Annotated in this window: 22 protein-coding genes; 12 read left to right on the top strand and 10 right to left on the bottom strand. The window is 54.4% G+C overall.

Annotated elements, in window-relative coordinates:
* Positions 1-37: 37 nt before the first annotated feature.
* From NDI86_RS17110 to NDI86_RS17130, 5 genes are all read left to right on the top strand, one after another.
* Positions 38-2,320: a copper-translocating P-type ATPase gene (locus NDI86_RS17110; RefSeq protein ID WP_310901593.1), complete on the top strand. Its 2,283-nt coding sequence runs from the start codon at positions 38-40 to the stop codon at positions 2,318-2,320.
* Between the two features lie 404 nt (positions 2,321-2,724).
* The gene (locus NDI86_RS17115) at positions 2,725-4,311 is read left to right on the top strand and encodes a transposase (protein ID WP_156586841.1); all 1,587 of its coding nucleotides are present in this window, start codon (positions 2,725-2,727) and stop codon (positions 4,309-4,311) included.
* Positions 4,312-4,789: 478 nt separating this feature from the next.
* On the top strand, positions 4,790-6,010 hold the full coding sequence (locus NDI86_RS17120; protein WP_310901594.1) for a tyrosine-type recombinase/integrase: 1,221 nt from the start codon (positions 4,790-4,792) through the stop codon (positions 6,008-6,010).
* A 366-nt stretch (positions 6,011-6,376) separates the two neighbouring features.
* Positions 6,377-7,186 (top strand): ParA family protein, encoded by an 810-nt coding sequence (locus tag NDI86_RS17125; RefSeq protein WP_284011816.1) that lies wholly within the window; start codon positions 6,377-6,379, stop codon positions 7,184-7,186.
* The gene (locus tag NDI86_RS17130) at positions 7,183-7,617 is read left to right on the top strand and encodes a DUF8160 family protein (RefSeq protein ID WP_310901595.1); all 435 of its coding nucleotides are present in this window, start codon (positions 7,183-7,185) and stop codon (positions 7,615-7,617) included. The genes NDI86_RS17125 and NDI86_RS17130 overlap by 4 nt, the downstream gene beginning before the upstream one ends.
* Positions 7,618-7,964: 347 nt before the next feature.
* Here the strand turns inward: NDI86_RS17130 and NDI86_RS17135 are convergent, their stop codons facing one another.
* Entirely contained in the window at positions 7,965-8,303 is a 339-nt protein-coding gene (locus NDI86_RS17135; protein ID WP_310901596.1) for a DUF8129 domain-containing protein, read from the bottom strand.
* 378 nt (positions 8,304-8,681) lie between these two features.
* Here NDI86_RS17135 and NDI86_RS17140 point away from each other — a divergent pair, with 378 nt between their 5' ends.
* The gene (locus tag NDI86_RS17140) at positions 8,682-8,933 is read left to right on the top strand and encodes a hypothetical protein (RefSeq protein WP_310901597.1); all 252 of its coding nucleotides are present in this window, start codon (positions 8,682-8,684) and stop codon (positions 8,931-8,933) included.
* A 40-nt stretch (positions 8,934-8,973) separates the two neighbouring features.
* Positions 8,974-10,230, top strand: coding sequence for an RNA-guided endonuclease InsQ/TnpB family protein (locus NDI86_RS17145; protein WP_310901598.1), 1,257 nt, complete (start codon positions 8,974-8,976; stop codon positions 10,228-10,230).
* A gap of 16 nt (positions 10,231-10,246) precedes the next feature.
* On the opposite strand, the gene NDI86_RS17150 is transcribed toward NDI86_RS17145, so the two are convergent.
* From NDI86_RS17150 to NDI86_RS17170, 5 genes are all read right to left on the bottom strand, one after another.
* Positions 10,247-11,077 (bottom strand): DUF6610 family protein, encoded by an 831-nt coding sequence (locus NDI86_RS17150; protein ID WP_310901747.1) that lies wholly within the window; start codon positions 11,075-11,077, stop codon positions 10,247-10,249.
* Positions 11,078-11,384: 307 nt separating this feature from the next.
* The gene (locus tag NDI86_RS17155) at positions 11,385-11,846 is read right to left on the bottom strand and encodes a hypothetical protein (protein ID WP_310901599.1); all 462 of its coding nucleotides are present in this window, start codon (positions 11,844-11,846) and stop codon (positions 11,385-11,387) included.
* A 118-nt stretch (positions 11,847-11,964) separates the two neighbouring features.
* Positions 11,965-12,213, bottom strand: coding sequence for a hypothetical protein (locus tag NDI86_RS17160; RefSeq protein ID WP_310901600.1), 249 nt, complete (start codon positions 12,211-12,213; stop codon positions 11,965-11,967).
* Entirely contained in the window at positions 12,210-12,500 is a 291-nt protein-coding gene (locus NDI86_RS17165; protein WP_121578230.1) for a hypothetical protein, read from the bottom strand. The genes NDI86_RS17160 and NDI86_RS17165 overlap by 4 nt, the downstream gene beginning before the upstream one ends.
* 38 nt (positions 12,501-12,538) lie before the next feature.
* Entirely contained in the window at positions 12,539-12,952 is a 414-nt protein-coding gene (locus NDI86_RS17170) for a hypothetical protein (RefSeq protein WP_310901601.1), read from the bottom strand.
* Between the two features lie 380 nt (positions 12,953-13,332).
* Here NDI86_RS17170 and NDI86_RS17175 point away from each other — a divergent pair, with 380 nt between their 5' ends.
* From NDI86_RS17175 to NDI86_RS17185, 3 genes are all read left to right on the top strand, one after another.
* Positions 13,333-13,986 (top strand): helix-turn-helix domain-containing protein, encoded by a 654-nt coding sequence (locus tag NDI86_RS17175; protein WP_310901602.1) that lies wholly within the window; start codon positions 13,333-13,335, stop codon positions 13,984-13,986.
* A gap of 139 nt (positions 13,987-14,125) precedes the next feature.
* Entirely contained in the window at positions 14,126-14,458 is a 333-nt protein-coding gene (locus tag NDI86_RS17180; RefSeq protein ID WP_310901603.1) for a DUF7344 domain-containing protein, read from the top strand.
* A gap of 540 nt (positions 14,459-14,998) precedes the next feature.
* A complete protein-coding gene (locus NDI86_RS17185) occupies positions 14,999-16,279 on the top strand; it encodes an RNA-guided endonuclease InsQ/TnpB family protein (protein ID WP_310901604.1) in 1,281 nt (426 codons plus the stop codon).
* A gap of 140 nt (positions 16,280-16,419) precedes the next feature.
* Here the strand turns inward: NDI86_RS17185 and NDI86_RS17190 are convergent, their stop codons facing one another.
* The 3 genes from NDI86_RS17190 to NDI86_RS17200 form a co-directional block, all read right to left on the bottom strand.
* On the bottom strand, positions 16,420-17,214 hold the full coding sequence (locus NDI86_RS17190; protein WP_310901605.1) for an N-6 DNA methylase: 795 nt from the start codon (positions 17,212-17,214) through the stop codon (positions 16,420-16,422).
* A 22-nt stretch (positions 17,215-17,236) separates the two neighbouring features.
* Complete coding sequence (locus tag NDI86_RS17195) at positions 17,237-18,238, bottom strand: hypothetical protein (protein ID WP_310901606.1); 1,002 nt, start codon at positions 18,236-18,238, stop codon at positions 17,237-17,239.
* 72 nt (positions 18,239-18,310) lie between these two features.
* Positions 18,311-20,914: a VWA domain-containing protein gene (locus NDI86_RS17200; protein ID WP_310901607.1), complete on the bottom strand. Its 2,604-nt coding sequence runs from the start codon at positions 20,912-20,914 to the stop codon at positions 18,311-18,313.
* 391 nt (positions 20,915-21,305) lie between these two features.
* On the opposite strand from NDI86_RS17200, the gene NDI86_RS17205 reads away from it, so the two are divergent.
* Complete coding sequence (locus NDI86_RS17205; protein WP_310901608.1) at positions 21,306-21,701, top strand: hypothetical protein; 396 nt, start codon at positions 21,306-21,308, stop codon at positions 21,699-21,701.
* A gap of 235 nt (positions 21,702-21,936) precedes the next feature.
* Positions 21,937-22,392 carry a DUF7979 domain-containing protein gene (locus NDI86_RS17210; protein ID WP_121513003.1) on the top strand — a complete coding sequence of 152 codons (456 nt, stop codon included), beginning with the start codon at positions 21,937-21,939 and terminating at the stop codon, positions 22,390-22,392.
* Between the two features lie 117 nt (positions 22,393-22,509).
* On the opposite strand, the gene NDI86_RS17215 is transcribed toward NDI86_RS17210, so the two are convergent.
* Positions 22,510-23,349, bottom strand: coding sequence for an IS5 family transposase (locus NDI86_RS17215; RefSeq protein WP_310901609.1), 840 nt, complete (start codon positions 23,347-23,349; stop codon positions 22,510-22,512).
* Between the last annotated feature and the right edge of the window lie 198 nt (positions 23,350-23,547).

Below are 23,547 nucleotides of genomic sequence, written 5' to 3' on the forward strand. Positions count from 1 at the left end.
GGGGCCAGCGGATCCACCTCTACAGAGAATATGGGCTATGGACGACCACAAAGATACAAATGAGAATCCCCCTGGAGGGGAACACCAGCAGGACGACAGCAGTCACCAGCACGAACACGGCGAGCAGGATGAATCGGACGCCGAGTCGGACGAGCAGCGGGTAGAACAGGAGCTACTGGAAGAAGAGGCACACCCTGCTGCGGAGAGTGAGACGGTGCTCGACGAGCAGCACGAGCACGCTGGACACGAGGGCGAAGGACACGACCACGGTTCCCATGAGGGCCACGGTGAGGGGCATGGCGGGATGCACGAGGGCCACGAGCAGATGTTCCGCCGGCGCTTCTTCGTCTCGACGCTCCTGTCGATCCCAGTCCTGCTATACAGCGAAATGCTGCAGGAGTGGCTCGGGTTCTCCGTCCCCGCGTTCCCGGGCAGCGAGTGGATCACCCCCGTCTTCGCGGTCATCGTCTTCGCGTACGGTGGGATGCCGTTCCTCCAGATGGCGGTGCCGGAGCTGAAAGACCGGTCGCCGGGGATGATGACGTTGATCTCGATGGCGATCACCGTCGCGTTCGTCTACAGTCTCGCGAGCGTGGTCTTCCCGACGCAGTCTGCGTTTTTCTGGGAACTCGTCACGCTGATCGACATCATGCTGCTGGGCCACTGGATCGAGATGCGGTCGGTCCGGCGGGCCTCCAGCGCGGTCGACGAACTGGCGAAACTGATGCCAGACACCGCCGAGCGTATTACCGACGACGGAGAAACCGAGGAGGTTCCCGTCAGGGAGCTCTCGGAAGGCGATCTCGTGCTCGTCCGGCCGGGCGCAAGTGTCCCTGCTGACGGCACCGTCGAGGAAGGTGATTCGGACGTCAACGAGTCGATGATCACTGGCGAGTCCAAGCCCGTCTCGAAGGAGCCTGGCGACGAGGTCATCGGCGGCACCATCAACGGCGATGGTAGTCTCCGCGTCCGTGTTGGCGCGACGGGCGAGGAGACGACGCTGGCGGGCATCATGCGTCTCGTCGAGGAAGCCCAGCAGAGCAAGTCCAAGACGCAGGTACTGGCCGACCGGGCGGCAGGCTGGCTGTTCTACGTCGCGCTCGGGGCGGCAGTCGTGACGGCGATTGCGTGGACCGTCGCGGTCTCGTTCGACGCGACCGTCATCGAGCGAGTCGTGACGGTGCTCGTCATCGCCTGCCCGCACGCCCTCGGGCTCGCCATTCCGCTGGTCGTCGCGATCAACACGTCGCTCGCCGCTCGCAACGGGATGCTCGTTCGCGACCGCATCGCGATGGAAGACGCACGGAATCTGGACGCGATCATCTTCGACAAGACAGGGACGCTTACCGAGGGCGAACACGGCGTCGTGGATATGGCGACCGTCAACGGCGTCGACGAGGACGACGCGCTCGGGCTGGCGGCAGCCGTCGAGAGTGACTCCGAACACATGATCGCGCGAGCGATTCGCGAGGCCGCCGACGAGCGAGACCTAACTACTCCCGACGCGACCGCCTTCGAGGCGATCAAAGGGCGAGGGGTTCGCGCAAACGTCGATGGAAACGAGGTGTACGTCGGTGGGCCGAACCTGTTGACCCAGCTCGATAGCGAGATCCCCGCCCATCTCCAGCGCTTCGCTGACGAGGCGGGACAGAACGCTCAAACGGTGGTGTATCTCGTTCGTGACAGTGAGTTGATCGCCGCGTTCGCGATGGCCGACGTAATCCGTGAAGAGAGTTTCCGCGTCGTCGACGCCCTCCACGATCTGGGAATCGAAGTGGCGATGCTGACTGGCGACTCCCAGGACGTCGCCAACGCTGTCGCTGACGAACTGGGCATCGACACGGTGTTCGCCGAGGTCCTCCCCGAAGACAAAGACGAGAAAGTCCAGGAACTCCAAGACCAGGGGAAGCTCGTGGGGATGGTTGGTGACGGTGTAAACGATGCGCCGGCGCTGACGCGAGCCGACGTCGGGATCGCCATCGGGAGCGGCACCGACGTCGCCGTCCAGTCGGCGGATGTCATTCTCGTGCAGAACAACCCGATGGATGTAGTGCGACTCGTGAAACTCAGTAAGGCGAGCTACCGGAAGATGCAGGAGAACATCGTCTGGGCCGCCGGCTACAACGTGTTCGCGATTCCGCTCGCAGCAGGCGTGTTGGCACCGATCGGGATTCTGCTGTCTCCCGCTGTGGGTGCGCTTCTGATGTCGTTGAGTACAGTAATCGTCGCCATCAACGCGCAACTGCTCCGCCGGGTGGATCTATCCATCCCCGAGCTTCCAGGAGTGACACCATCCACTAGCACCCAAACTGCAGACTGAAACTCTGCCTGATCGCTTTAGGAGGGGTTTTTCGATTGCATACGGTTGGTATTCGGAATCAGAAAATCGGTGCAGTTTGGATAGATGGCACTCTGTAAACCGATTTAACGGGCTATAGATGCCAGTTTTCCCACTCACGCCGCGCCTCTTCTTGAGAAGCTGGTTGTCCTCACACGAGTTATCTCAGCATAGTTGATTCCAGAATCTCCCGACCAGTTTCTCACCCTCAACGTCGAGCAGGATGATTGAGTCATCATCAATGAAGGTGTTAGCTATGAGTGAACGAAGCGTAGCTGCGAGACTTACAGAGTACTTGTTTGTGCTGACCGATTCAACAGCAGCGGTTCCTGCGCAAAGAGGATGGGATCGCGCCGCTTGTGTGACTGGCTGATGGGATAGCTCACATGACTTCTCAGGAGCACCGATTGACCGACGCCTACCTTGTCGGGTTGACACTCACAGAGGCACTCAAAGCCGATCAGTCCCTCTGCACGGCTCTTCGAACTCTGGAGGGGCTGTTCGATTCGCTCAATGACGGCTACCCAGAGTGGCATCCAGCACCGCACTCGTTCGAGGGGATGGTACGCTTGTTACTCTACCGCGAACTCACTGGCGAAAGCTACCGTTCGCTCGCCCAGTATCCCGAACTCGCAGTTGTCTTCGACTTGGAGAAAATCCCCGACGAATCGGTGCTCTCGCGGACCTGGCGTAACCGGTTCGACGAGGCGACCCGGGAGTTCGTCACCACAGCCGCCCACTACGTCATCAAGGAAGTCCACGATCGCGACATCTCAGCGCCGGAGGTGCGGCCTAAGGCAGAGATCGTCGACGATGAGCAAGAAGCCGCAGATCCAGTAGAAGACAAATCCTTCTCACAGGAGGAGATCATCCAGACAACGCGCCTCGCGCGTGATCACGCCTTCGGTCACTTCGACTCTGGTCGGGCGTCGAACGCCTCGTACGAGGACACACAATTCTTTGAGCTACAGACGTTCATGGGGATGGTCCACTGTGGAACTGCGCAGGGAGCGACTCGCTTCCAATATCGCCATGGCGAAGAGTACAGCCCCCATGGTGATACCCACCTCCGCGCCGTCAAGCAGTTCGATCCCGAAGAACTCGTGAACGGATTCAACGAGACAACGGATCGCTTGCTCTCCGTGATCGCCTCGGAAGCATCCTTTCGAAGGCCGGTCACCGCTGCAATCGATATCACGACTATTCCCTATTACGGAGAGGTCGAAGGAATGCCGATGGTCAGCGGGACCAAGGACAGAGACGGTCGAGCATTCAAATTCGCAACCCTCTCGATCATCGGGCAGAACATCCCGCTCGTTCTGGCGGTTGAGCCGGTCCGTGAGAGTTCCGAGTGGGATGAGAACCCGTCGAATCAGATCCATCGTACTGTGCGACGGCTCGTTCGACGAGCGAAAGAACAAGTTCCGATCGAGACGGTGCTGTGTGATCGAGAGTTTGACTCGATACAAGTGTTCCAGACACTCTCAAACCTCGATGTGAACTACCTCATTCCGAAGCGAGTCTCAAGCTCCGAACGGGATGTGCTCGAACAAATGGAGGGAGACGACCAAGAGGTGGCTGTTGAGTCGGCTTCTATCCATGTAGAATCTGGATCGCATCCAATGCGGCTCCTGTACGTGCCGTCGACGAGTGGGGAGGGAACGGCCGTCTTCGCGACGAATCTACGAGTCGGTCCTGAGGAAGCCGAGACATTCTGTCAGCGCTACAGCCGCCGGTGGCAGATCGAGAGTGAGTACAAATCGATCAAAGGTGATTTTCTCGCGAAGACCTCCTCGAAAGACTACCGCATTCGTTTGTTCTACTTCGTTTTCGCGGTCCTCTTGTACAATATCTGGCGGCTCACCGACTTCCTGCTGAAAGCGAGTGTGGGAGGTGAGATGGACTACGCACCTGTGATTACTGCGGGTGAGTGTGTTGAGCTCGTTGCCTCGTCGTTGATTCCACACGACTAACCGGCTGATCCCCCTGAGTCCGCCGTTTGGGAGTGACAACCCTAATCAGGAGCGGCAGAATCTACGCAATTTCGCACGTCCGCCCAGTAGATGCGATCGGTAAGGATCCAAATCAGGACTGGTCGGTGAGAAGAACCACGAAGTGATGTTAATTCGATCTGAAACTGGGCTATCCTCCGAAACTGTGAACTTCCAACGAGCTAAAAATAGTATAGCGGCATACAGTATATGGTGTGTCGGCTAGTCCTAAAACCGTGTGTATGAGCCTTTAAACCCCCGAATATGGACAACACAGACTTGAGCTCAAGTGCTTACGTTTACTCCAATAAACGTAAGCACTTTTTTCAATATGGCCGCCCTCCCCCAACGCGCACACCATGTCTCGGCCCAGAACCCCGGCTAAATTCCATCAAATCGCCCGAACACCTCTGTCGGGTCCAGTACCTTGGGACACCGCTCTTCCTGGAGTGACGTACTGATGCCATCCGAGCCAAAGACAGGCTCCGACGGCACTGAGACGGATGCCGTCGCAATCTCCTCGGTGGTCGAGGACTATCTGCTCGACAAGGGAAAAGGGCGGGACGGCGAGAGTGGGAACTATCGACGACACGCGGAGCGTGAGATCGACCGATTCCTCGAATTCCTCTCTGACCGACCTGGTTCTCCTGCGACCTTCGAAGCGCTGTCTGTCGCTGACCTTCGAGAGTACGCTCGATATCTCTCCCGCCAGGGCTGGGCTGAAGGCACTATCAAGAACTACTACGCGCACGTATCGGGCTTCCTCGGATGGGCATCTCGGGAAGGGCATCTCTCAGAGAACCCAGCCCAGCGCACTCGGGCCAAGGAACCGCTGCCAGAAGACACGGGACGAAAATCGGGCGAGCAACAGGCGTGGTCCCGTGAGCACCGGGAGCAGTTGCTTTCATATGTCGACGAGCAGGCCTACAACGCGATTGACGCTATCAGTGATGACCCGAAAGCCGCGATCAAAGACTGCCGAAACCGAGCATTGGTCAATTTGCTCTGCTTTTCCGGTGTTCGCGGTGCTGAGATTCTTGCTGACATCGACGATGACCGCCGTGGTCGAGATGGCCTACGATGGTCCGACCTTTCGCTTGGGGATAACAGTCTCCAGGTGCTCGCGAAGAAGCAGCGCTGGGATGACCGAGCACTGCCAGCACCCGCTGTACCGTCCCTGGAACGGTTGAAGCAGGTTCTGGACCCACCATCTGATGATTGGCCTGTCTTCCCTTCGCTCTCGTATTCAACGCTCGTTCAGGACTTCTCTAACAGTCTACTGGAGAGAGGGTACGATAACGAAGAAATAGAAAAAATACGCCTTGAAAAAGTCTCTGAAGGGGAACTCTCGATGATAGAACTCTGTGCTGAGTACGGGGTAGCACCCTCCGCGATGACGACGCATGGCGGTCGCGACGTCATGAAGCGTCTCACTGATCGGGCGGGAATTGAATTAGACGATGACACCCACGGATATCTCGCTCCTCATGGGGCTCGTCGAGCGGCTGGTGAAGTAATGGTCCGAAAATACGGACATGGTGAAGCTGCCCGACTGCTGGATAACTCTGAGCAGGTTGTTCGAGAGCACTACTCACATATCGAGGCCGGAGAGCTCGCTGATCTCGCTGCTGAAGCCTTCGACGAAGCCCCACAATCGGATAATCAAAATTCGACTGAGTAGATTCCGTCTTTTTGTGCCTCAATGGATTATACGGATAATCCGCAGCAATCGGGATTACTGATGTTAGCTGGATTAAACGGATTATCCAGGTAATCCAAATTATCCTCGACATATGGACTGACGGATTATCTTGATTATCTGGATTATATAGATTATCCGTATTTCACTCTGTTCCAGAGTCCCCTCACATACGTATTATCCGCATAATCCAGTATGGTCAAAGTTCCCTTAGAACGCTAAACACTCCGTAAATACTGTGTCTGACGTAATTTTATAAGATTGGCTGTCACAGAGAGATAATGTAGATAACACGGATGAGTCGGATAAGACGGATAATCCGGATAATACGACTAATACAAACAATCCATGACGTTTAGAGTTACAATATCAATGCAGAAGGGCGGCGTTGGAAAGTCGACGACCAGTATCAATACCGCAGGGGCGCTAAATGCCAGAGGCCACGATGTTCTCGTCGTCGACGCCGACCCACAAGGGGGTGCAACACTCAAAATGGGGCTTCGAGAGGAGTACCGGTCTGGTGAGTTTGCGTTGTTTGACGTTCTCAGCGATATGGGCGACCTCACGTATGATGATTTAGACCGGTTAATTATCGACTCTGCAGAGTTCGATATCGTCCCAAGCCACCTGAAGAACTTCAACCTCGAAAAATACCTGTACTCCGAAGCTGGCGGCCACGAATCTTTGCGAAAGGCCGTAGATAGGCTGGACACAGATTACGACTTCATCGTCATTGACAGTCCGCCAAATCTCGGCCCACTTTCTGACGGGGCACTAATAGCAGCTGAAAACGTCCTGTTCCCGAGTCATCCCAACACGATTGCGCGAGACAGTCTGGAGATACTGTTCGAGGAAATCGATACAATCGAGGCGAAATTCGACCAGTACAGTATCACGACGCTTGGAGCCGTACTCAATGAAGTTCCGTCTCAAGGTAATGTCGCTCGTGAGGTCGAGGAGTGGTTCTTCGAGACTTTCGGTGAAGACCATGTCTTCGATGTGCCCGAACGCGATGTCGTAGAACACGCGATAGAATATCGGACATCGATATTCGAGTACGACCCTGAAGATGCCGGATATCCATGGGATGACGGTCCCCAGCAGGATGTGATCGCAGCGTACGACCGTATCGCGGATCACCTGGAGCAATACCAATGAGCGACGATAACCCACTGATGGACCGGTTTGAGGAGCATAAACCTCAGAGCAGTGACGAGGATGAGGACTCCTCAACGGGCGACGAGACAGCGTCTTCGGATACTACGGATAACCTGGATAATATAGAAGCGGTACAAGCAGAGGAGACAGCCGAGACCTCGTCGAACAAAAGCGAACCGGACAGTGAGACCTCCGACGATTCTGACTCATCGGATACTGATACCAGACGGTCGAGACCACATACTGCGATTTACATTTCAGAGGATCTCGTGGAGAAAGTCGACGAGCGATACCGGAAGATCAATGGCCAGCTGATGATCGACGGCAAGGAAGAAATCGAGAAGCACAAACACTTCTTTGAAGGGTTGATCAAGGCGGGTCTTGACCACGACGATCTTGAGGAAATCGTATTAAATCAGCGAGACACATAGTCCTCATCTCACATTGGCTTGGCCCAATCCTGGGGCATCTGCGCTGATATCATGACAGATAGTGCTATATACCTTTAGAGTTCAAGTATTATTGCGACAAACCATACGCATCAAATCCGTCCTGCAGGAAATGAGCATATCATTTTCGAGCCTTTAGGAGGGTGCTTGAATGACGGCTACACCTTTGGAGTGGTGTTGAGCTGTCTATGTGGGCGGATTCAATGTGGTGTGGAGTCGCCTTCCGTACAGGTTTGGAGAGTCGCTATTCTAATAATGAGTTTTCAAAGGTGTGTATCTATAGATTTCAGGGTTTTAGCTGAACTGAACGGTGAACAGACCATTCGGGCTTAGAGATCTTCCCAATCAGGTACGTACTCTCGTTCTACCAGACAAGGCTCGTAGTTCTCATGGAGTATCTCTAGCTGTTCTCTGCAGGCTACTCTTGTTGGGATCTGTTTCGATTTGCATTTTGTAGAGACATCGTAGGTCTCTCTGAGTTTGTTTCTCTGGTCCTGAAGCAGTCTGAGAACACCCTGTCGCTCCCTATTCTTCTTCTCGTGGGAAATATAGTGGTCAACACTCTCCGCCTCGCTGAGCATGCGTAAAGCTGCCCCTATCACACGTAGTCTTTTAGCGACGAGAAGTTTCTCTGGAGGTAGCGTTTCCAGTATCGTCTGGTCAGGCATCAGTAATCAAAAGCTGCGTTCGGGTCCTCGTGAGTGTGTAGACCCAGACGTCTCCAGTTCTCCAGAAATGTACAAGCTTCGTCGACGATATCAGTGATAGCAGAATCGGTCGATCGCTCGGACGACGGTGCGTGCAGGCGGCTCGTTAATTCTAGCGCATCTTCAAGCCGGATCGACGGATGGTGATTATACAGAGAGTTGACTACCTCCCGTTCGAGAGCCGCTCGCTCAACATCAGGTCCGATATCTTCTCTGACGATAGCGCTAAGATGTTTCACACGGCGATTGTGCGCGATACTCTCCTCTGTGAGAGATGGTTTTCGAGAGTCGGCCTTTGACGCTAATATTGAATCCATCGGGATCAAACCCTCACCTCTCGTGGGGGAGACAAACTGGATAGAAATAGTGGCAGTCTGGCTCTGGTCGGCGCCGCTACCGCTCAATCAGCCCCTCGTGGTATTCGATATATTCCCGCTCGGTTTCTGTGCGATATGCCCGGATACTGCCATCGGTATACTGGTCGACGATTGCATGTTCGAGTGGGCTCGTCTCATTGTCATCGGGGTCATTTCGAGGCCGAGGAGGAAGACGACACTCCACGACACAATTCATGAGACAATATCCGACTGACCCCCATATACTTAAACACCATCGGACCGACATCTGAAATATGGAGGTCAGACGAACCGCGCCAGTCAAACTCGTTGTTCCCGTAGGGTATCACGACGACCTCCACGAAACCGCCAAACAATTTCTGTACTGTGCGAACGAGGCCAGTGACTACTGCTGGAACAACACCGACTACGAAGACTGTGTTACCTCGAACGTGATGGCTAGAGATGCGCTGTACGACCGTCTCCGCGAGGAAACTGACCTGACAGCGAATCTCGTCCAAGAAGCCATCCGGCGTGCCGTCCACGCCGTCGGTAGTGGTGTTGACCGCTGGATGAAAGGTAAACGGACGAACAAGCCAGAGTTTACCTCTTGGAGTATGGTGTATGACAAGCGTAGTGCCACCTTCTACCGCAACAGAATTTCGCTTTCAACAGTGAACGGGCGAATTGTGGTTGACTTTGAGTTGCCAGCAGACAGTCCAACACCATACGAGGAATATGTCCTCTCGGAAGACTACGAGTTTCGGACGAGTACGCTCCAGTACGACCAAGCCACCGACGAGTTCTTCTTCCACATCAAAACGCGAAAGGTAGACACAGACGGCAAAGCTGTTGAAATCGAAGTTTCAGACGATACCGAGCACCAAACAGTCCTCGGTATCGACCTCGGTGTGAACAGTCTTGCCGTCGCCAGCACGGGAACGTTCTGGAGAGGTGACAAGTACGACCATTGGATACAAGAGTTCGAGAAGCGCCGGACAGAGATGCAACAGCGCGGCACCCAAGCCGCGCACAACGCCCTACTTCGACTCGGGAAACGAGAACGAGCATGGCGGAAACAGTACATCCACATAGTCGCCAACGAGATCGTTGACGAAGCGGTTGCCCACGACTGTGACGTAATCGTGTTCGAGGACTTAACCGACATCCGAGAACGACTCCCACAAGCGGATTGGCACCATATTTGGGCATTCCGTCGTCTCCTCGAGTACGTCAAATACAAAACGCCAGAATCTGGTGTCGCGGTTGAACAGGTCGAGCCAAACCATACGAGCCAGCGGTGTTCGCACACCGACTGTGGCTTTACCCACGAAGATAACCGCGATGGCGAGCAGTTCCGGTGTCTGAAGTGTGGGTATGAAATCAACGCAGACTACAACGGCGCGAAAAACGTCGGGTTGCGGTATATGCGGAAACGACAGCACAGACTGCGTTCCTCGCCCACGTCGGGGAGCGCAGACGCACCAGTAGACGTGCGTATGAATGGTGGGATGTTGAACGGCGACGGCTATCGGCCAACCGCTGACAGTTGATCGCCGGGAGTCCACATCAAAGCCCCACCCTCAACGAGCGAACCGCGTATGCGGTGAGCGAAGTAGGGTGGGGTAGTTTACAGATGTGCATTCCGTTGGCGAATACCTCATCGTCTGGCACCTGGACAGCCTGACCTAAACGGTCAACCGGGGTCGTCCCCTCACGAGGCCAGACACCGCGTTCTTTCCAGAACAAGCGCATCTCACGAAGGCTCTTCTTCACCGTTTCCCTGATCGAGAGATGGTCGCTTCGTTGCCAGCCGGCTCGACTCCAAGACTCACCCACATAGGCTACTTTGTGAGCACCGTTCCAATCCAGGCCGACGATATCTGCCGGAGGATCGCCGAACAACGTTGGCGATGTCAACTGCTGAATCACCTCCCACTGTTTGGTGGGGCTTGCTCCTAGCAGGTGTACTCGCCGCCCACGCCAGTCCGAGTAGTCCGAGAAGTCTGAGGCCAGGATATCTGAGTATCCCATTGAGTAGCCTAATACAATCTCTGTGCCCGGTACATCGGCTGAACCAATGATATCGATTGCCTCGTGGCATTTTGGGACTATGATGAGCGTTGAGTCTGGGTACTCTGTTTTCAGCTTACGGGCCTCCTCGACGAAGATATGTGCTTCATCGGCTGAACGTGCGTCTCCGACGACACCAATTTCGGGCTCGATCTCCCGAAATCGCGACAGATATCTCTGCCGGTCTGGATTCTTGAAGTCATTATCCAACATCAGTATTGGGACGTCGACGTTACGTAGAGCATTTGTCTGCAGGCTACAGTCTTCACGAATCCCGGTCACGAAGCCTGCCTCATATGCGTCTGTCGCGAATGGGTGCCGAGACAGAAATGCAACATAGGTTGCTTGTCGGGCTCGTGCGACTTTCTCGGCGACATCGGTGTGGTCATTGAGTCCCTCAGAGCGTCTTTCCGGTTGACCAGTCGGCCCTGACGCGACATTCTTAGAATGAATGGAGTTTCCCATGACGAAGGTGTAACCGGGTATTTGACGGCGCATAGGCTCGTCGCTGACAAATTCAGCTGTCTCTCACGTTCCGAAGTTCTCCACATCGGGGTGCAGGACTCGCTCCGTTATGCTGAGATAGTCGAAATAGTGTACTCTGGTTACGCTATAATCCGCCAAAATCCAATTGCTACCGCTCTGCACCCGTCTCTAATGCCATCTGCAATTGGGTAATGGTGTTACGGACATCTTCTGTCCAAGGACCACCCTCGGGTGCACGTGATTCGAGATTCCCCAGCTCATCTCGGGCAATGCTCAGTGCGTCAGCAATAACCGTTCGAGCGACTGGCGCATGTGTCTCTGTATTATACACGCTCTCTTCGGTGTTCAGGAATCGCTTTTGCTTGTAAATGAGTCCCCCGTCTACCCAGTCGTTCCAGAGCTGTTCTAGGTTGACTGTCCCAGTTCCTCCTCCGGAATATTCCAACCGGACTGAGCCGCTCTTCTCATCCACCTCGGTAACTCCCAGCGTTTCCGTACCATCGGAGATATACACTGGCGAAGCCGGGGTGGCTTCGTCGAACGTCAATTCCGCAATCGCCTGTTCGTAATCCGGTTCACCACTCTCTGTCTTTGGGAAGGATTCACTCATTAGTATCTATTTCCTGCATCTATCTTAGTTAAGGCCGTTTCACACATCCTACGGCTTGATAGAAAGCTCTGAAAACCGTCTTTAACACTACTGGATCTATCACAGGTAGAAACTGGCCTTATTCTGCCCCGACTGCAGCGTCGTCAGTGGCACCGTTTGTCGGGACAAGATCTTCGTGGGCTCGAGCTTCCATGCACCTACAGCAGAATACCCCGTTGTCAGCGATGTCGTCACCCACAATATCCCCGTTTTTCCAAGTCTCTTCGGTGTATCCCCCGTTCTCCAGTTCGTACACTGCACCGAACTGAACCTGTTCGACAACCCACGAGAATTTACCCTCCAGACACTCCGGACAGACGAGCATCATCGTACCTCGATTAGAGAGACGTCTCCGATACGATATGCATCGACGAGACCGGCAGCATCCAGTACGGCCCGGGCTAGCGCGTTCCCTCTGGCGTAGGCAGCGCATTGGTTTGGCGCAACCACCGATAGAATCACCTCGATTGAGGCGAGGTCGAGTTCCCTAATCTGCAGTGCCATCGAGAACTCATCAGCTACCTCTCGGTCGGTATTTTCCAGAGTTATTTCGATTACGACATCGTAGACTTGCTGTTCCCGGCCAGGTTTCCTATCTGTACTTCTCGAAGCCATCACCTCGTCGGGTGAGACAAACCTGCAGGAGATACAAGCTATTCCTCATCGGCATTGAGTCTGGATTTCTGTCGAGGTTCAGTTTCGAACAGGCACCTGGCGTTGGCTTGGCCGCCACCCAACGTCCGCTGGTCAACCTCGGTGTTGACGAAGAGTGCATCTTGTCTCCCCTCCGTGCCGTTCCCTCCGTTGCTCGCTCGGATAGCAGACAATGGTCTGTCATCGACGAACTCTTGGCTCCCTCCACTGTCGATTCGTGGGGTTCTGGCCTGTGTGTCGATATCCAGCCCGTGGTCAGACAGTGTGGTTTCGAAGGGTGTGTCATCGATTTCGAGCAGTTCAGTCTCGTCGATACCGTCAGAGCTGACCGTATCTTCTACGAATACACTCTGATGGTGGACCGCGAACGATCGCTCTGTGCAGCTGCTTTTCTTAGGATTCTCTGTAGCCATGGTATCCTCGTCGGCGGAAAAGACTCCGTCAACGGCGTCACTGGATAGCCGTCACTGTCCCGCCAGTCCGCCCGCGGAAAATAAACCAGAGTAGTTCGCGGAGGGTCTAACCACCCACCGACTCAGCGGCTCTGTTGATATCCTTAGAAATTGACAGGGATGTCGTGCGAGATACAGAGAGTGAATTCAGCAGGACGGATTCTTTTGTTCCGACGCGAATTAGGAGAATATCCGCTGATTAGGCCTGTCAAGTTCACACCTGTCGGTCGCCTGTCTTGTCCATTGGCGCGTAAATAGGTTGCTCTCAGAGCTACCGGACATGATATCCACTACTACTCTTCAGAGCCAGTGATAAAATCGTGTAGCGCGTACACATTCACATGACCGTTATTACCGATATCGAGATCCCCGCCGATAAGTTCGCGCTCGGAAAACTCCTCGAACAGTATCCCGACATCGAAATCGAACTCGTCCGTGTCATTCCCATTCGAGACGGGATCATCCCCTTGTTCTGGGTTGATGGCGCAGACCCAGACGACATCGAAGCCACGATTCACGACGATCCGTTGGCTGAGGACATCGAACTGCTCACGGAGACCGACGGGCGGTATCTCTTCGAGATTCACTGGAGCACCGAGATCGACCATCTCATCCAGCCGATGATCGAGAGCCGAGCCGAAGTCCTGATCGCCGAAGGGAACTCTGATCGCTGGACCTTTCGTCTGCAGTTCGCAAACCGGTCGATGCTTGCTGACTTCCGCCAACGCTGTCAGGACAACAATATCCATTTCGAGCTGAAGGCACTGTACAATCCAACGATCCCTGGTGAGCAGCTCGAAGAAGGCGAACTCACCAGCGAACAGTATGACCTCCTAGCGACCGCCCACGAGAACGGGTATTGGCATATCCCACGCGACATCGATCTTGGGGAGCTAGCCGACCTCATTGGTATCAGCTCGAACGCAGCCTCACAACGAATGCGTCGTGGTCTCGACATCGTCGTTGGCCATTCGGTCGCAGGCAAAACGGACTGACACCGAGTCTCCTCATGACGGGGTTCCGAGAGCGAGTAACCCCAATCGATGGCCATGATCACCTCTGCCAGTGCCACGGTACATAAAGACCGGTTGTACTACAGGGACGGGCTTTCAGGCATAAAGCCCATTTGGAGACATGAGCAACCGAGAGGTAGGAGCACTCAGTTCTGGAGAAGCGTTTGACCTGTTGAGGAACCCCTACCGCCGACGGCTCGTGATGACGCTCCTTGATCACAATCCCGAAGACGAGGCGTCTATCCCCGGCGACCTGACCACAGATGACGAGGAGTTAGAGGAGATGCTCATTGCGATGGCTCACACCCATCTCCCAAAACTAGAGTCCCTCGACATCATCGAATGGAACCGCGAAAAGAACGTCGTCACACGAGGTCCTGCATTCGATGAATTGCGACCGCTCCTCGAATTGATCGACCGCCATCAGGACGAACTGCCCGACGGGTGGCTGTAAGGAAGACGGTCAATCTATGATCTGTACTGACCGCCCAATCTGATTGATTCTGTAACCACTCATGTGCGATATAAGCGCCCTGTATTCAGCACGGCCTGAAAAAGCTATCACCGGCTGAGGATTTCAACAGAGCCGACTCAGCCCCTGTCCCAACGCTTTCAGTATTCAGAACGCGTCGTCAGGAACACTCAACCGGTCAAGTGCCCAGTCTTCGATTTCAGGTCGTGTCATCGGGTGGGGTAGCTCGTGATGTCCCACTGGCCGTGCCAGAAACGCCCCATCATCGTCGTGTAGATCCTCTCGAAAATAACCGAGCCAATACCGCTCTAACCCTGTCACTCCTGGACCATCCATTATCGTTAGCATCCTGTAAGAATCAACTTCGACATCGGATTTAGCTGGAAAGTAGGGTGCTAAGCCCCCTTCCTCAAGGAGCGAACGAAGTGAGCGAGTAGGGAGGGGGTACAGCACCCGCACGAGTATCAGACACCCTAATCCATACCGTTAACACAGCTTGAATCGTACGTTTTGACACGTCGTATGGAGTACAGCCCACGCTTTCGCCTGTTGCCCACCGAAGAGCAACGCGAAACACTGGACTGGACACGAAACACCGTACGGCAAGTATACAACCACGGTCTCTACCGATTCAACCAACTCGACGAATCCAACGGAACCGTGAAACAACGAGTCACCCAAATTCGAGACGAGCTCCCCGAACTCAAACAAGACTGGACAGATTTGCAAGACGTGTACTCGAAAGTCTTGCAAACCCACATCGAGCGAATCGCTCGAAACATCTCAAATCTCGGGAAACTCAAAAAGAAAGGCTACAACGTTGGCTCGTTGAACTGGAAGAAACCGAGAGACTTCCGCAGTTTCACATACAACCAATCAGGCTTCAAACTCGACCACAAGAGTGGCCCGAACGGGCGTGGAGTGCTATATCTCTCGAAAATCGGCTGGGTGCCAATCCGCTTACACCGAGACATCCTCGAAGACGCAAAAATCTCGGAAGTCACGGTAAAGAAAGAACCCACCGGAGCGTGGTATGCTTCGTTCTGCATCGAAGTTGAAGAACCCGAGAAACCGCCAGTCAAATCACTGTCTGTCGATGATTGTGTAGGTATCGACCTTGGCGTGCTCAACTTCGTTCACGACTCAAACGGTATTGTCGTTGACCGGCTCGACCTGTCCGACGACCGAGAGCGACTCGAACGTGAGCAACGGGCGTTATCTCGCAAAGAATACGAGTCGAATAACTGGGGCAAGCAACGCCAACGAGTGGCGAAAGTCCACTCTCGGATGAGCGAGAAGAAGTGGGACTTCAAGAACAAAATCGCCCACTACTACACGGCTGAGAATTCAGCGGTGTTCCTCGAAGATTTGAAAATCAAAAGAATGCTTGAAAGTCCGCAGAACGCCCGAAAGAAGGCCGAATCTGGCTGGCGTGACCTCATCACTATTTTCAAGCACCACGGCAGAAAAAACGGGTGCTACGTGGTCACGGTCAAACCAGAGAACACTACCTTGGACTGTGCGTCGTGTGGGAAATCGGTATACAAGCCGTTATGGGTTCGAGAACACTCCTGCCCGACGTGTGGGTTCGAGCTCGATAGGGATTGGAACGCGGCCCTGAACGTCCTCAACAGAGGACTCTCGAAAATAGGAGTGGTTCACTCCGAAGAAACGCCTGTGGAGACTGCAACCGCTGTGTCCACCGACGGGGGCGAGTATTCGTCCATGGTCGTGGATGCAAGTCGCGTCACAGAAGCAGGAAGCACCGCCCTCAAGGAAGCAACGCGAAGCGTTGCTGAGTAGGGCGGGGTAGTTCACGACTGAGAGTGGGATATCGTTGGGCGACATTCACGGGTTACAATACGTCGATATTTCGCATAAAATAGCGGAGTTTACAACCGTTACAACCCGATCTATCGGCGGTTTCAGTCTCTCCACATCGGCTAGCCGAGTTCAAAGTCGACAAGAGATCCCTGTGAGGTTTCTTCAGCAGCGATTCTGTCTTCCTCTCCGAAGAATCGTGACACAACCCAATCCGTCTCTTCAACAGTCAATACGGATACTGGTCGTTCCCCCTTGAGCATCCGTCCTGTTCCAGCTGACCACACTTTCTGAGGCTTGAGTTTCAGAGCGTCACCGAGGAGAACATACCCAATGACATCGTTGAGTACGAAATTGATTACTGCCATCTTTGCACACAGCGAATCCTTTTCGTATCCAAGGAAGACAGCCGGAACCTCGGGGGCAACTACCCGTAACTGCCGAGCAGTGTCTACAATGAGTCGTCCACTCCCACACCCGGATATGTCACCGATGACTAGAGGATCATCAAGTGTTCCCTCTCGTAGCTCCGCGTCGTCTGGAATAGTCATCGCTGCCATCGCTCGGCTTACCGGTCCTGGTGTGAAGTACTGACCAAAGCGGTCGCTAGTAAGGCCGTAGTGTTCGTACACCCCTCCCAGAATATCCTCCTTTGACTCTTCCAACCCGAGGACTAACCCCCCGAGAGCCTCAGCATGAAGATTGACTAGTCGGTCTACAGCATCCTCGTCGAACCCGTTGCTCCTGTATCGGCTGAGTGTCTTCTGATAGCTTTCTTCATCACCGGTGAAGCTAGCGAGCGTTAGGTTGACCCAGTCGGAAAACACTCGAAACGGGGTGTCTCCGGTTTCTTGATGAATCGAATCGAGAGGGTCAGTGACCCTCTTTCGGATATCGTTTTTCAGTAGCGTAGTCATGTGAGTACAAGCAAAAGTCGGCTCAGTTGGTCGTCGGTCGGTGCGTCGCAGCTATTTCGGGACTGACGAAGCGCCGTGCCCTATGTGGAATATCGATACCTCTGGTCTTCGGGATGAAGATCGATGAGGATTCGAACCCACAGATATTGCTCGCAAGCAATTCGTGTTTGCACATGACCCGCCACGGCTGGTCATGCTTATACGGGCACGAGCAGGTCAATCCATCTCCCCAAGGAATGAAGGGGTACCGACTGCCGTTAACGAAGCAACCAATCAAGAGGGGTGCAGGCAATTCGATTCCAAAGTCCGCGATAGAGGGAGCGGGATCCGAATCCGTATGGCTGAATTCTGACTCACGATAGACGAACTCTTCCGGGAGGTTCTGCTGTCTGGCGTATTTTTTCGGGTCCGTGTCCTCACTGACAACGACTATTCCCTCAAACACATTATCCTCGGTCAATGCAGCAGTGGCCATTGATGGCCCCTTCCCACCACTGATGAGCGTTCCATATGAGGACTTCTTGAGTATCTGGTACAGGTTCTTACCGGGAATCGATTCTCGGTACCAGTTTACGCGTCGTTCTCTCGCTTTTTCGAGTGCGCTTTCGGTGTCGTCGTGCTCTCTGACCTCCTCTAATTGTGCTTCAAGGTAGACTGGTGCACCCGCTATCACAGCGCTGTCCTCTGGGTATTCAAAGAAGCGTTCTTCTTCTCTCACCCGGTTATGACAGGATTGCTCAGCGAATTGTAGCCCATTCGGTTTCGCCGGCCCTCGGAGCCAAGGGTCGGTAGACGGATCATCAGCATCGTAGGTCCAATGGTTGTAATCGCTCAGTAGGTGGTCGGCCCGAACCCGCTCGCCGCTAATGAAATCGAGACGGATTTGATGCTCTATGGGTTCGATATCTGGCGGATCAACGCCTACCTCGTACTCATACCGCCCGTCGCTACGGGATAGAGCTCCAGCTGGTAACGAGAGCGGTGGCACACGGTCGTCTGCAGATTCGATAGTCGGATTGCTCATGGAGTTCGGACGAAGCACCCTCACCCTAGTGGGGGCCACAAACTAGCGATGAATTCAGACGTCCAACGGAGGCTAAAAGCCCGCTAGCAGACTCGCAAACTGTTCTAGCCGATCATCAAGCCGTTCGGCCGAGTAGATTACTGACTCCCGCTCGAAATACGGGGCTAGTTCTTCAGCTCTAGCTGGAGGAGACCCAGGGGTACAGTCTGTTGCGAGCGTCAGCGAACAGACCGGGGCGATTGAGTCCCGAATCTGAACTTTGACATCGTCGCTGTCACTGGGGAGTCCATCCGTCATTGTGATGATAAGCGGCTCGTCACGCTGTGTTTCCACTAGTTGGTTCCCAAGTGAGATAGCGTCTGCCAGAGGCGTCCCACCGCCACAGGAGGTATCGAGCAACGTTGCCTGGACGTGCCTGCTGTCGACACTGAACGGCTTGGCAAGACGGGCTTCGTTGTCTATGAAGTCTACGATTGCAACGTTGATTCCCAGCCCTTCGGCTGCGACAGCGAATCGTGCGACGGCTTTCGTGGCGACATCAATTTTTGCGGGTGTCCCTCTCCGCATCGACCCCGACCGATCGAGAATAAGGACCAAGGAGTACTGCTTCTCGTTTCCGAGGGTCCGACTTTTACACACACGAGGGTCTCCGATTGCCAACCGATGTCCTGCCCTGGTGTCGTACGCGCCGGCTGTGAGTCCTCGACGAACACTCTTTCGCCGATCTAACCTGAGATACATATCGAGCGTGTCTCCGACCCGCTCAGCACTTTTCTCTACGTCAGCCCACTCGTTTCTCGGAACGGGAGTTCCACCCACTGGCAAGACATTCAATTCCTCAAGGCTGCCGGGGCCGCCTGCCGAGCCTTCATCTTGTTCTAAGGGAGCGGACGATTTCTCCTGCTCTTCTCCTGTCTCACGTGCGAATTGGTCCGCTAGCGCCTCGAATTCAATTTCGAGGGCCTCTTCATCGATACCATTTCTTGTGGCTTCACCGTGGGCTGCTCGCTTGTCTTGAGAGAGCGCCGTCTCGAAGGTCTCGGTATCTCCTCTCGAGGAGCTATCTTCTTGCTGGCCGTGAGCCGGTCCTGATGGGATTTCAGCGACGCTTGGCAGTTCGGGGGCCATACTATCGACTCCGCCACTCTGCCCCATCTCCGCGCCATCACGGTTGCTCTCAGCGTCAGGTGATGATATCGACCCTTGTAAATCGGGACTGGGAAGATTCGTCGAACCTCCTTCGGCGTCGCCGGCGCTCTCCTCAACCTCCGAATTTGGATTATTTCCAGGGGTTTGTTGGCGGTCTCGCTCGAAAGTATCGAGTGTGAGTTGACTGGCTGTTGACTCCAGCTTGTCGTCACCATCGTCTACCGCATCCTGCCCATGATGACCATCATCGGCCTGCTGTGTCTCCCTTGCACGTTCCGTCGCCTGTGCGATTGCCTGCGCCTTCGTTTGTGGTTCAACAGTTTCGTCCTCAGTCCGGTCACCTGCAGTATCTTGATAACTCGGATCATCCATATTATCCAAATTATCCGAGGGTCGTTCTGGACTTCTTTGGGAGGGGGAACTATTCGATGCCGAAGCAGTTTCTGGCTCAATTCCGCCGCCTCCACCAGACGGATCTAACCTCCCCGGTGTAGTCGAATCAGGCTCAGGTGTAATCAGCGGCTGCTCAAAGATATCCTGTCCAGACGTCTCCGTGGTTTGACGGTCGAGTGTAACGTCGGTGTCGAAATTCTCGTCCTGGTCACCAGCGGGTTCTGTCGTCAGTGAATCTGACAACCCCCCTTCGTTTCGGCTCGAATCTGCATCTCGATCACCATTTTGTGATTCGTGGGTTGCTTCAGCCCCCCTCGCAGCACTGTTGTCTACTTCCGGAGCAGTAGCACCATCTTCGGTGGAAGTTTGTTTGGGTTCGTCGTCGACTTCGAGCAACGGCTCGATGGCATTGTTCCAGGTGTCGATTACGACCCGTGCTCTGCGGAGTGAAGCGGTCTTATCATGTCCGTGGTCGGTATCCTCTCGACTTGCGCTCCGTATTTTGAGGGCGCTGTCGACCATCTCATCCAGCTGTTTCCGGACGTTAAGAAACGCATCTCTATCGACCTCGGTCAAGAACTCGAGTCGTGTATCCTTCGGGTTGAGCAAGCAGTCGATTGTGCCAGTCTCGAAAATAGCTCTGTCGTAGAGATATCCAGTCACTGCGTCCCAGAAAGAATATTTGAGGCACTTGTCCGCAGGTAACTCCTCTGGCGTCTGTGAGTGGAGACGCCGAGTCAATTCCAGACGGATGCCAGCGTTGTCACTGAAATTGTCGCCGTGAATCGCTTCTGACTCGATTGCCCCATCCTCGATGAGATTGATGAGGTCGTGAACCTGCTCGTGGAACTGGGATTCGACGTTAGCTTCGATGAGGTCACCGATGCCACTAATAGCGGTTTTGAGGATGTGCAGCAGTTCGTGAAATGCAAGTCCGAACTGGTGTGCATGATCGGCAGTGAGCTGGTCGTTGAGTGGGATTCGGTCTAAGTCGGCCTCATTCCCCGTTATCAGCACCAGGTAGTCTGCATCGATATCGGCTAAGAGGGCCTCCGCTTGATCGCGTTCGATTTCAGTCGCATCTGATGAAACAACTGCGTCGACGTCGGCAGGGAGCACTGCTGCGGTCTGCACACCCAGTGAGACTCGGACAGCGACCGATATGTCGGGTGGTAGATGGCCGCAGATAAACTCTCGCAGTCGGTCAGCCCGCTGGGACGACAGGCGAGTAACTTCAGTCACCTGGGGATTGAGTTCGTCGACGATACTTCTGGCGGTGAGCTTAGTGGCGGATAGTGGCACGATTGAAAACTCCTGAATGGAACGCCCTCTGTGAGTTGGGGAACACAAATCAGGCGGTGGTGAAAGATATTATTTTGCGCTAAATTTGCTTCGGTGCTGAATATAGACCTTGAAGTCGGCACGATGCCTCAGTTTGTTGCGCTCAAAGAATTCTGAACTATCTGCTCAGTAGGTTTGCGTATGCAACAGAAAGTATTCATGCTGATTACTATATGCTCAAGTCATGCGTGACCGCTGGCTGAAGGCGTTCTGTGCTTTCACAGCGATATTATTCGTAACTGGATGTATGGGGACTCCCGCTTCGGAACAACCGGCCTCAGATCATCCAGTGTATCTCGAAAACTATGGCAATGAGAGCGCATCGTTCGACATTACTGTTGTACGAAATGCGACGGGGGAGACCGTTCACAATCAGAGTTATGTACTTGACCCCGACGAAGACCGAGAGGTCTACAACACCGATAGAGCGTCTCCTGAAGGTATCGAGACGTTTCAGATCTATTGGACTGCGCGTAATGAAACCGGGCAGGTAACTATCAAGACGAATCAGTGTTATGGAGGCGCATATGTGATGATTCAGGAAGACGGTACTCCCTCATCGACGTACACGATTTGCTGAGCAATCTCCCTATCTTAACCGATACGTGCGCCCCCTAAGTCTTGCATGGCTTTTCTAATAGACTTCTGAGAAGTAGCCGTTGGGCGCGGTAAGTGTGTGACCTGTTTCTGGTTCGACGTGGCTGAAACAGTTCGAAAAAGAGGAGGTTCGTCATCCGCCTCACTTTTGACGCTTAACTAAACACCGCCCTCCAGAGGGCAGAAAGCACTTTACAGTGGTGTGACGAGTGCGGACAATGGACTCAAGGTCCCTGATCCTCCTCGCTTTCGGCGTGCTGGCCCTCGTCGGCGGCCTGTGGCTGTACACGGCAGTGCCGGGCGAGGCCTACCGACTGCACGTCATGGCGAGCGATGCCGACACCGCCGCGAACGCGAGTGAGCGCGATACGGCGGTGTACGCGTACGACGAACTCGACCCGGAGGCACAGAGCGTGTTCCGGAAAGGGCGAGCGGCGGCCGGCGAGGACATAACGATCCGCACGAACCGATGGCCCGAGGAGTTCGAGTACGGCACCGATACAGCCGGTGTCACGGTCGTCAGCGACGGCGACACCCACTACCTCGTCCGCGCCTCACAGAGACGGTGTCTGGCGGGGCTCTGTGCTGTCCTGCGGATCTTCCTCCTAGGTGTCGCCGGTGTCGGGGTAGTTGCGCTCGGTATCGGGGCGAAGCGGGCCACTGCGCGATCGTAATTGCGGGAAGCAGGGGCACGAAGGCAACGCCCACGCGGCCGACTACCCCCACAGGAGAACTCAGTCGATTGGCTGCTTGCTGAATATATGCTCTGGGCGTTGTTTAGACGCCAGCGTTCAGCGGTCAGCCACCTCGATTGCGCGTTCGATGTTTCGCACCGCTGATTTCATGACAAGTTCGCGGAATTGACCGAACCACGTTCTCGCCCACAGTGTCTCACCATATCGTTGCCGCAATCCGAAAAACACGGACTCAGCATTCGAACGCTGGTTATACGCCCGATCATGGATGAGTAAGTTTCTCGCCCATCCTCGGAAACCTGGGCCGCGTTGCGGAATCAGCGGTGTGATACTTTCAGCACGCAACCTCGTGCGAAGTGCTTCCCAGTCGTATCCTTTATCCGCCGCCACAGCCGTCAAATCGTCAAGATTCCGCACCAGAACCTGCAAACCAACCTGTGTATCGTGCGGTTGTTTCATCGAACAGTGTATATCTAGAATCGTACTTGTTTCACAATCAATGAGCAGCGTCGTCTTCACCGCCTCAAACGTATAGTCTGTCCGTTTCGCGTAGTGCTGGCTCGCTTGGACACGATCTACGCCGGTTGCGTCGATTGCTTGTACATCTCCGAGTTCGTACAGCTCGACCGACGCGTCAAGCATCGCTCGCCACCGCTTCATCGGAATCGCTTGCTTGCGCGCACAGATTGTGGAGAAGTGAGGAAGCGTCTCAACCGTTAAATCGAGCGATTCTGCAACTCTCGGCATTTCTCGCAAAACATCCATCAGCTTCCTGTAATCGTGGTTGAGATACTCTTTGAACCCCTGAACGGCGAGAATTACCCAGTCGGCATACCCGTCTTTTCCGGGTTGGTATGCCGGAGCTGGCTCGCCAGCGACGGCTTTTTTGGCGAGCGATACAATTGTTTCTGCGAAGCGGGAGGTCTTGGTTTGCACACCCAACCCGTCCCGCTTCAGTTCCTAGTAAATTTGGTACTTCGTTAGAGATGCTAGTTTGGCGACACTAGTGGAACAACCTCCAGACTGATCGAGTCTTACCGTCTAAACAAGGCCTATGCTCTGTATCTCGTACGGTGTTCCTGACAGGTCCCGGGTAAGTCACCAGGTTGACGGATATTTGAGTTCACTGTACTG

Source organism: Haloarcula onubensis, assembly GCF_031624605.1.
Taxonomy (GTDB): domain Archaea; phylum Halobacteriota; class Halobacteria; order Halobacteriales; family Haloarculaceae; genus Haloarcula; species Haloarcula onubensis.

Excerpts from the sequence above, each read along its gene's own strand:
- NDI86_RS17175 (WP_310901602.1), top strand. The coding sequence starts at position 13,333 with ATGACCGTTATTACCGATATCGAGATCCCCGCCGATAAGTTCGCGCTC.
- NDI86_RS17185 (WP_310901604.1), top strand. The coding sequence starts at position 14,999 with ATGGAGTACAGCCCACGCTTTCGCCTGTTGCCCACCGAAGAGCAACGC.
- NDI86_RS17160 (WP_310901600.1), bottom strand. The coding sequence starts at position 12,213 with ATGATGCTCGTCTGTCCGGAGTGTCTGGAGGGTAAATTCTCGTGGGTT.
- NDI86_RS17180 (WP_310901603.1), top strand. The coding sequence starts at position 14,126 with ATGAGCAACCGAGAGGTAGGAGCACTCAGTTCTGGAGAAGCGTTTGAC.
- NDI86_RS17210 (WP_121513003.1), top strand. The coding sequence starts at position 21,937 with ATGGACTCAAGGTCCCTGATCCTCCTCGCTTTCGGCGTGCTGGCCCTC.
- NDI86_RS17115 (WP_156586841.1), top strand. The coding sequence starts at position 2,725 with ATGACTTCTCAGGAGCACCGATTGACCGACGCCTACCTTGTCGGGTTG.
- NDI86_RS17165 (WP_121578230.1), bottom strand. The coding sequence starts at position 12,500 with ATGGCTTCGAGAAGTACAGATAGGAAACCTGGCCGGGAACAGCAAGTC.
- NDI86_RS17190 (WP_310901605.1), bottom strand. The coding sequence starts at position 17,214 with ATGACTACGCTACTGAAAAACGATATCCGAAAGAGGGTCACTGACCCT.
- NDI86_RS17205 (WP_310901608.1), top strand. The coding sequence starts at position 21,306 with ATGCGTGACCGCTGGCTGAAGGCGTTCTGTGCTTTCACAGCGATATTA.
- NDI86_RS17125 (WP_284011816.1), top strand. The coding sequence starts at position 6,377 with ATGACGTTTAGAGTTACAATATCAATGCAGAAGGGCGGCGTTGGAAAG.
- NDI86_RS17135 (WP_310901596.1), bottom strand. The coding sequence starts at position 8,303 with ATGCCTGACCAGACGATACTGGAAACGCTACCTCCAGAGAAACTTCTC.
- NDI86_RS17110 (WP_310901593.1), top strand. The coding sequence starts at position 38 with ATGGACGACCACAAAGATACAAATGAGAATCCCCCTGGAGGGGAACAC.
- NDI86_RS17170 (WP_310901601.1), bottom strand. The coding sequence starts at position 12,952 with ATGGCTACAGAGAATCCTAAGAAAAGCAGCTGCACAGAGCGATCGTTC.
- NDI86_RS17145 (WP_310901598.1), top strand. The coding sequence starts at position 8,974 with ATGGAGGTCAGACGAACCGCGCCAGTCAAACTCGTTGTTCCCGTAGGG.
- NDI86_RS17155 (WP_310901599.1), bottom strand. The coding sequence starts at position 11,846 with ATGAGTGAATCCTTCCCAAAGACAGAGAGTGGTGAACCGGATTACGAA.
- NDI86_RS17130 (WP_310901595.1), top strand. The coding sequence starts at position 7,183 with ATGAGCGACGATAACCCACTGATGGACCGGTTTGAGGAGCATAAACCT.
- NDI86_RS17120 (WP_310901594.1), top strand. The coding sequence starts at position 4,790 with ATGCCATCCGAGCCAAAGACAGGCTCCGACGGCACTGAGACGGATGCC.
- NDI86_RS17195 (WP_310901606.1), bottom strand. The coding sequence starts at position 18,238 with ATGAGCAATCCGACTATCGAATCTGCAGACGACCGTGTGCCACCGCTC.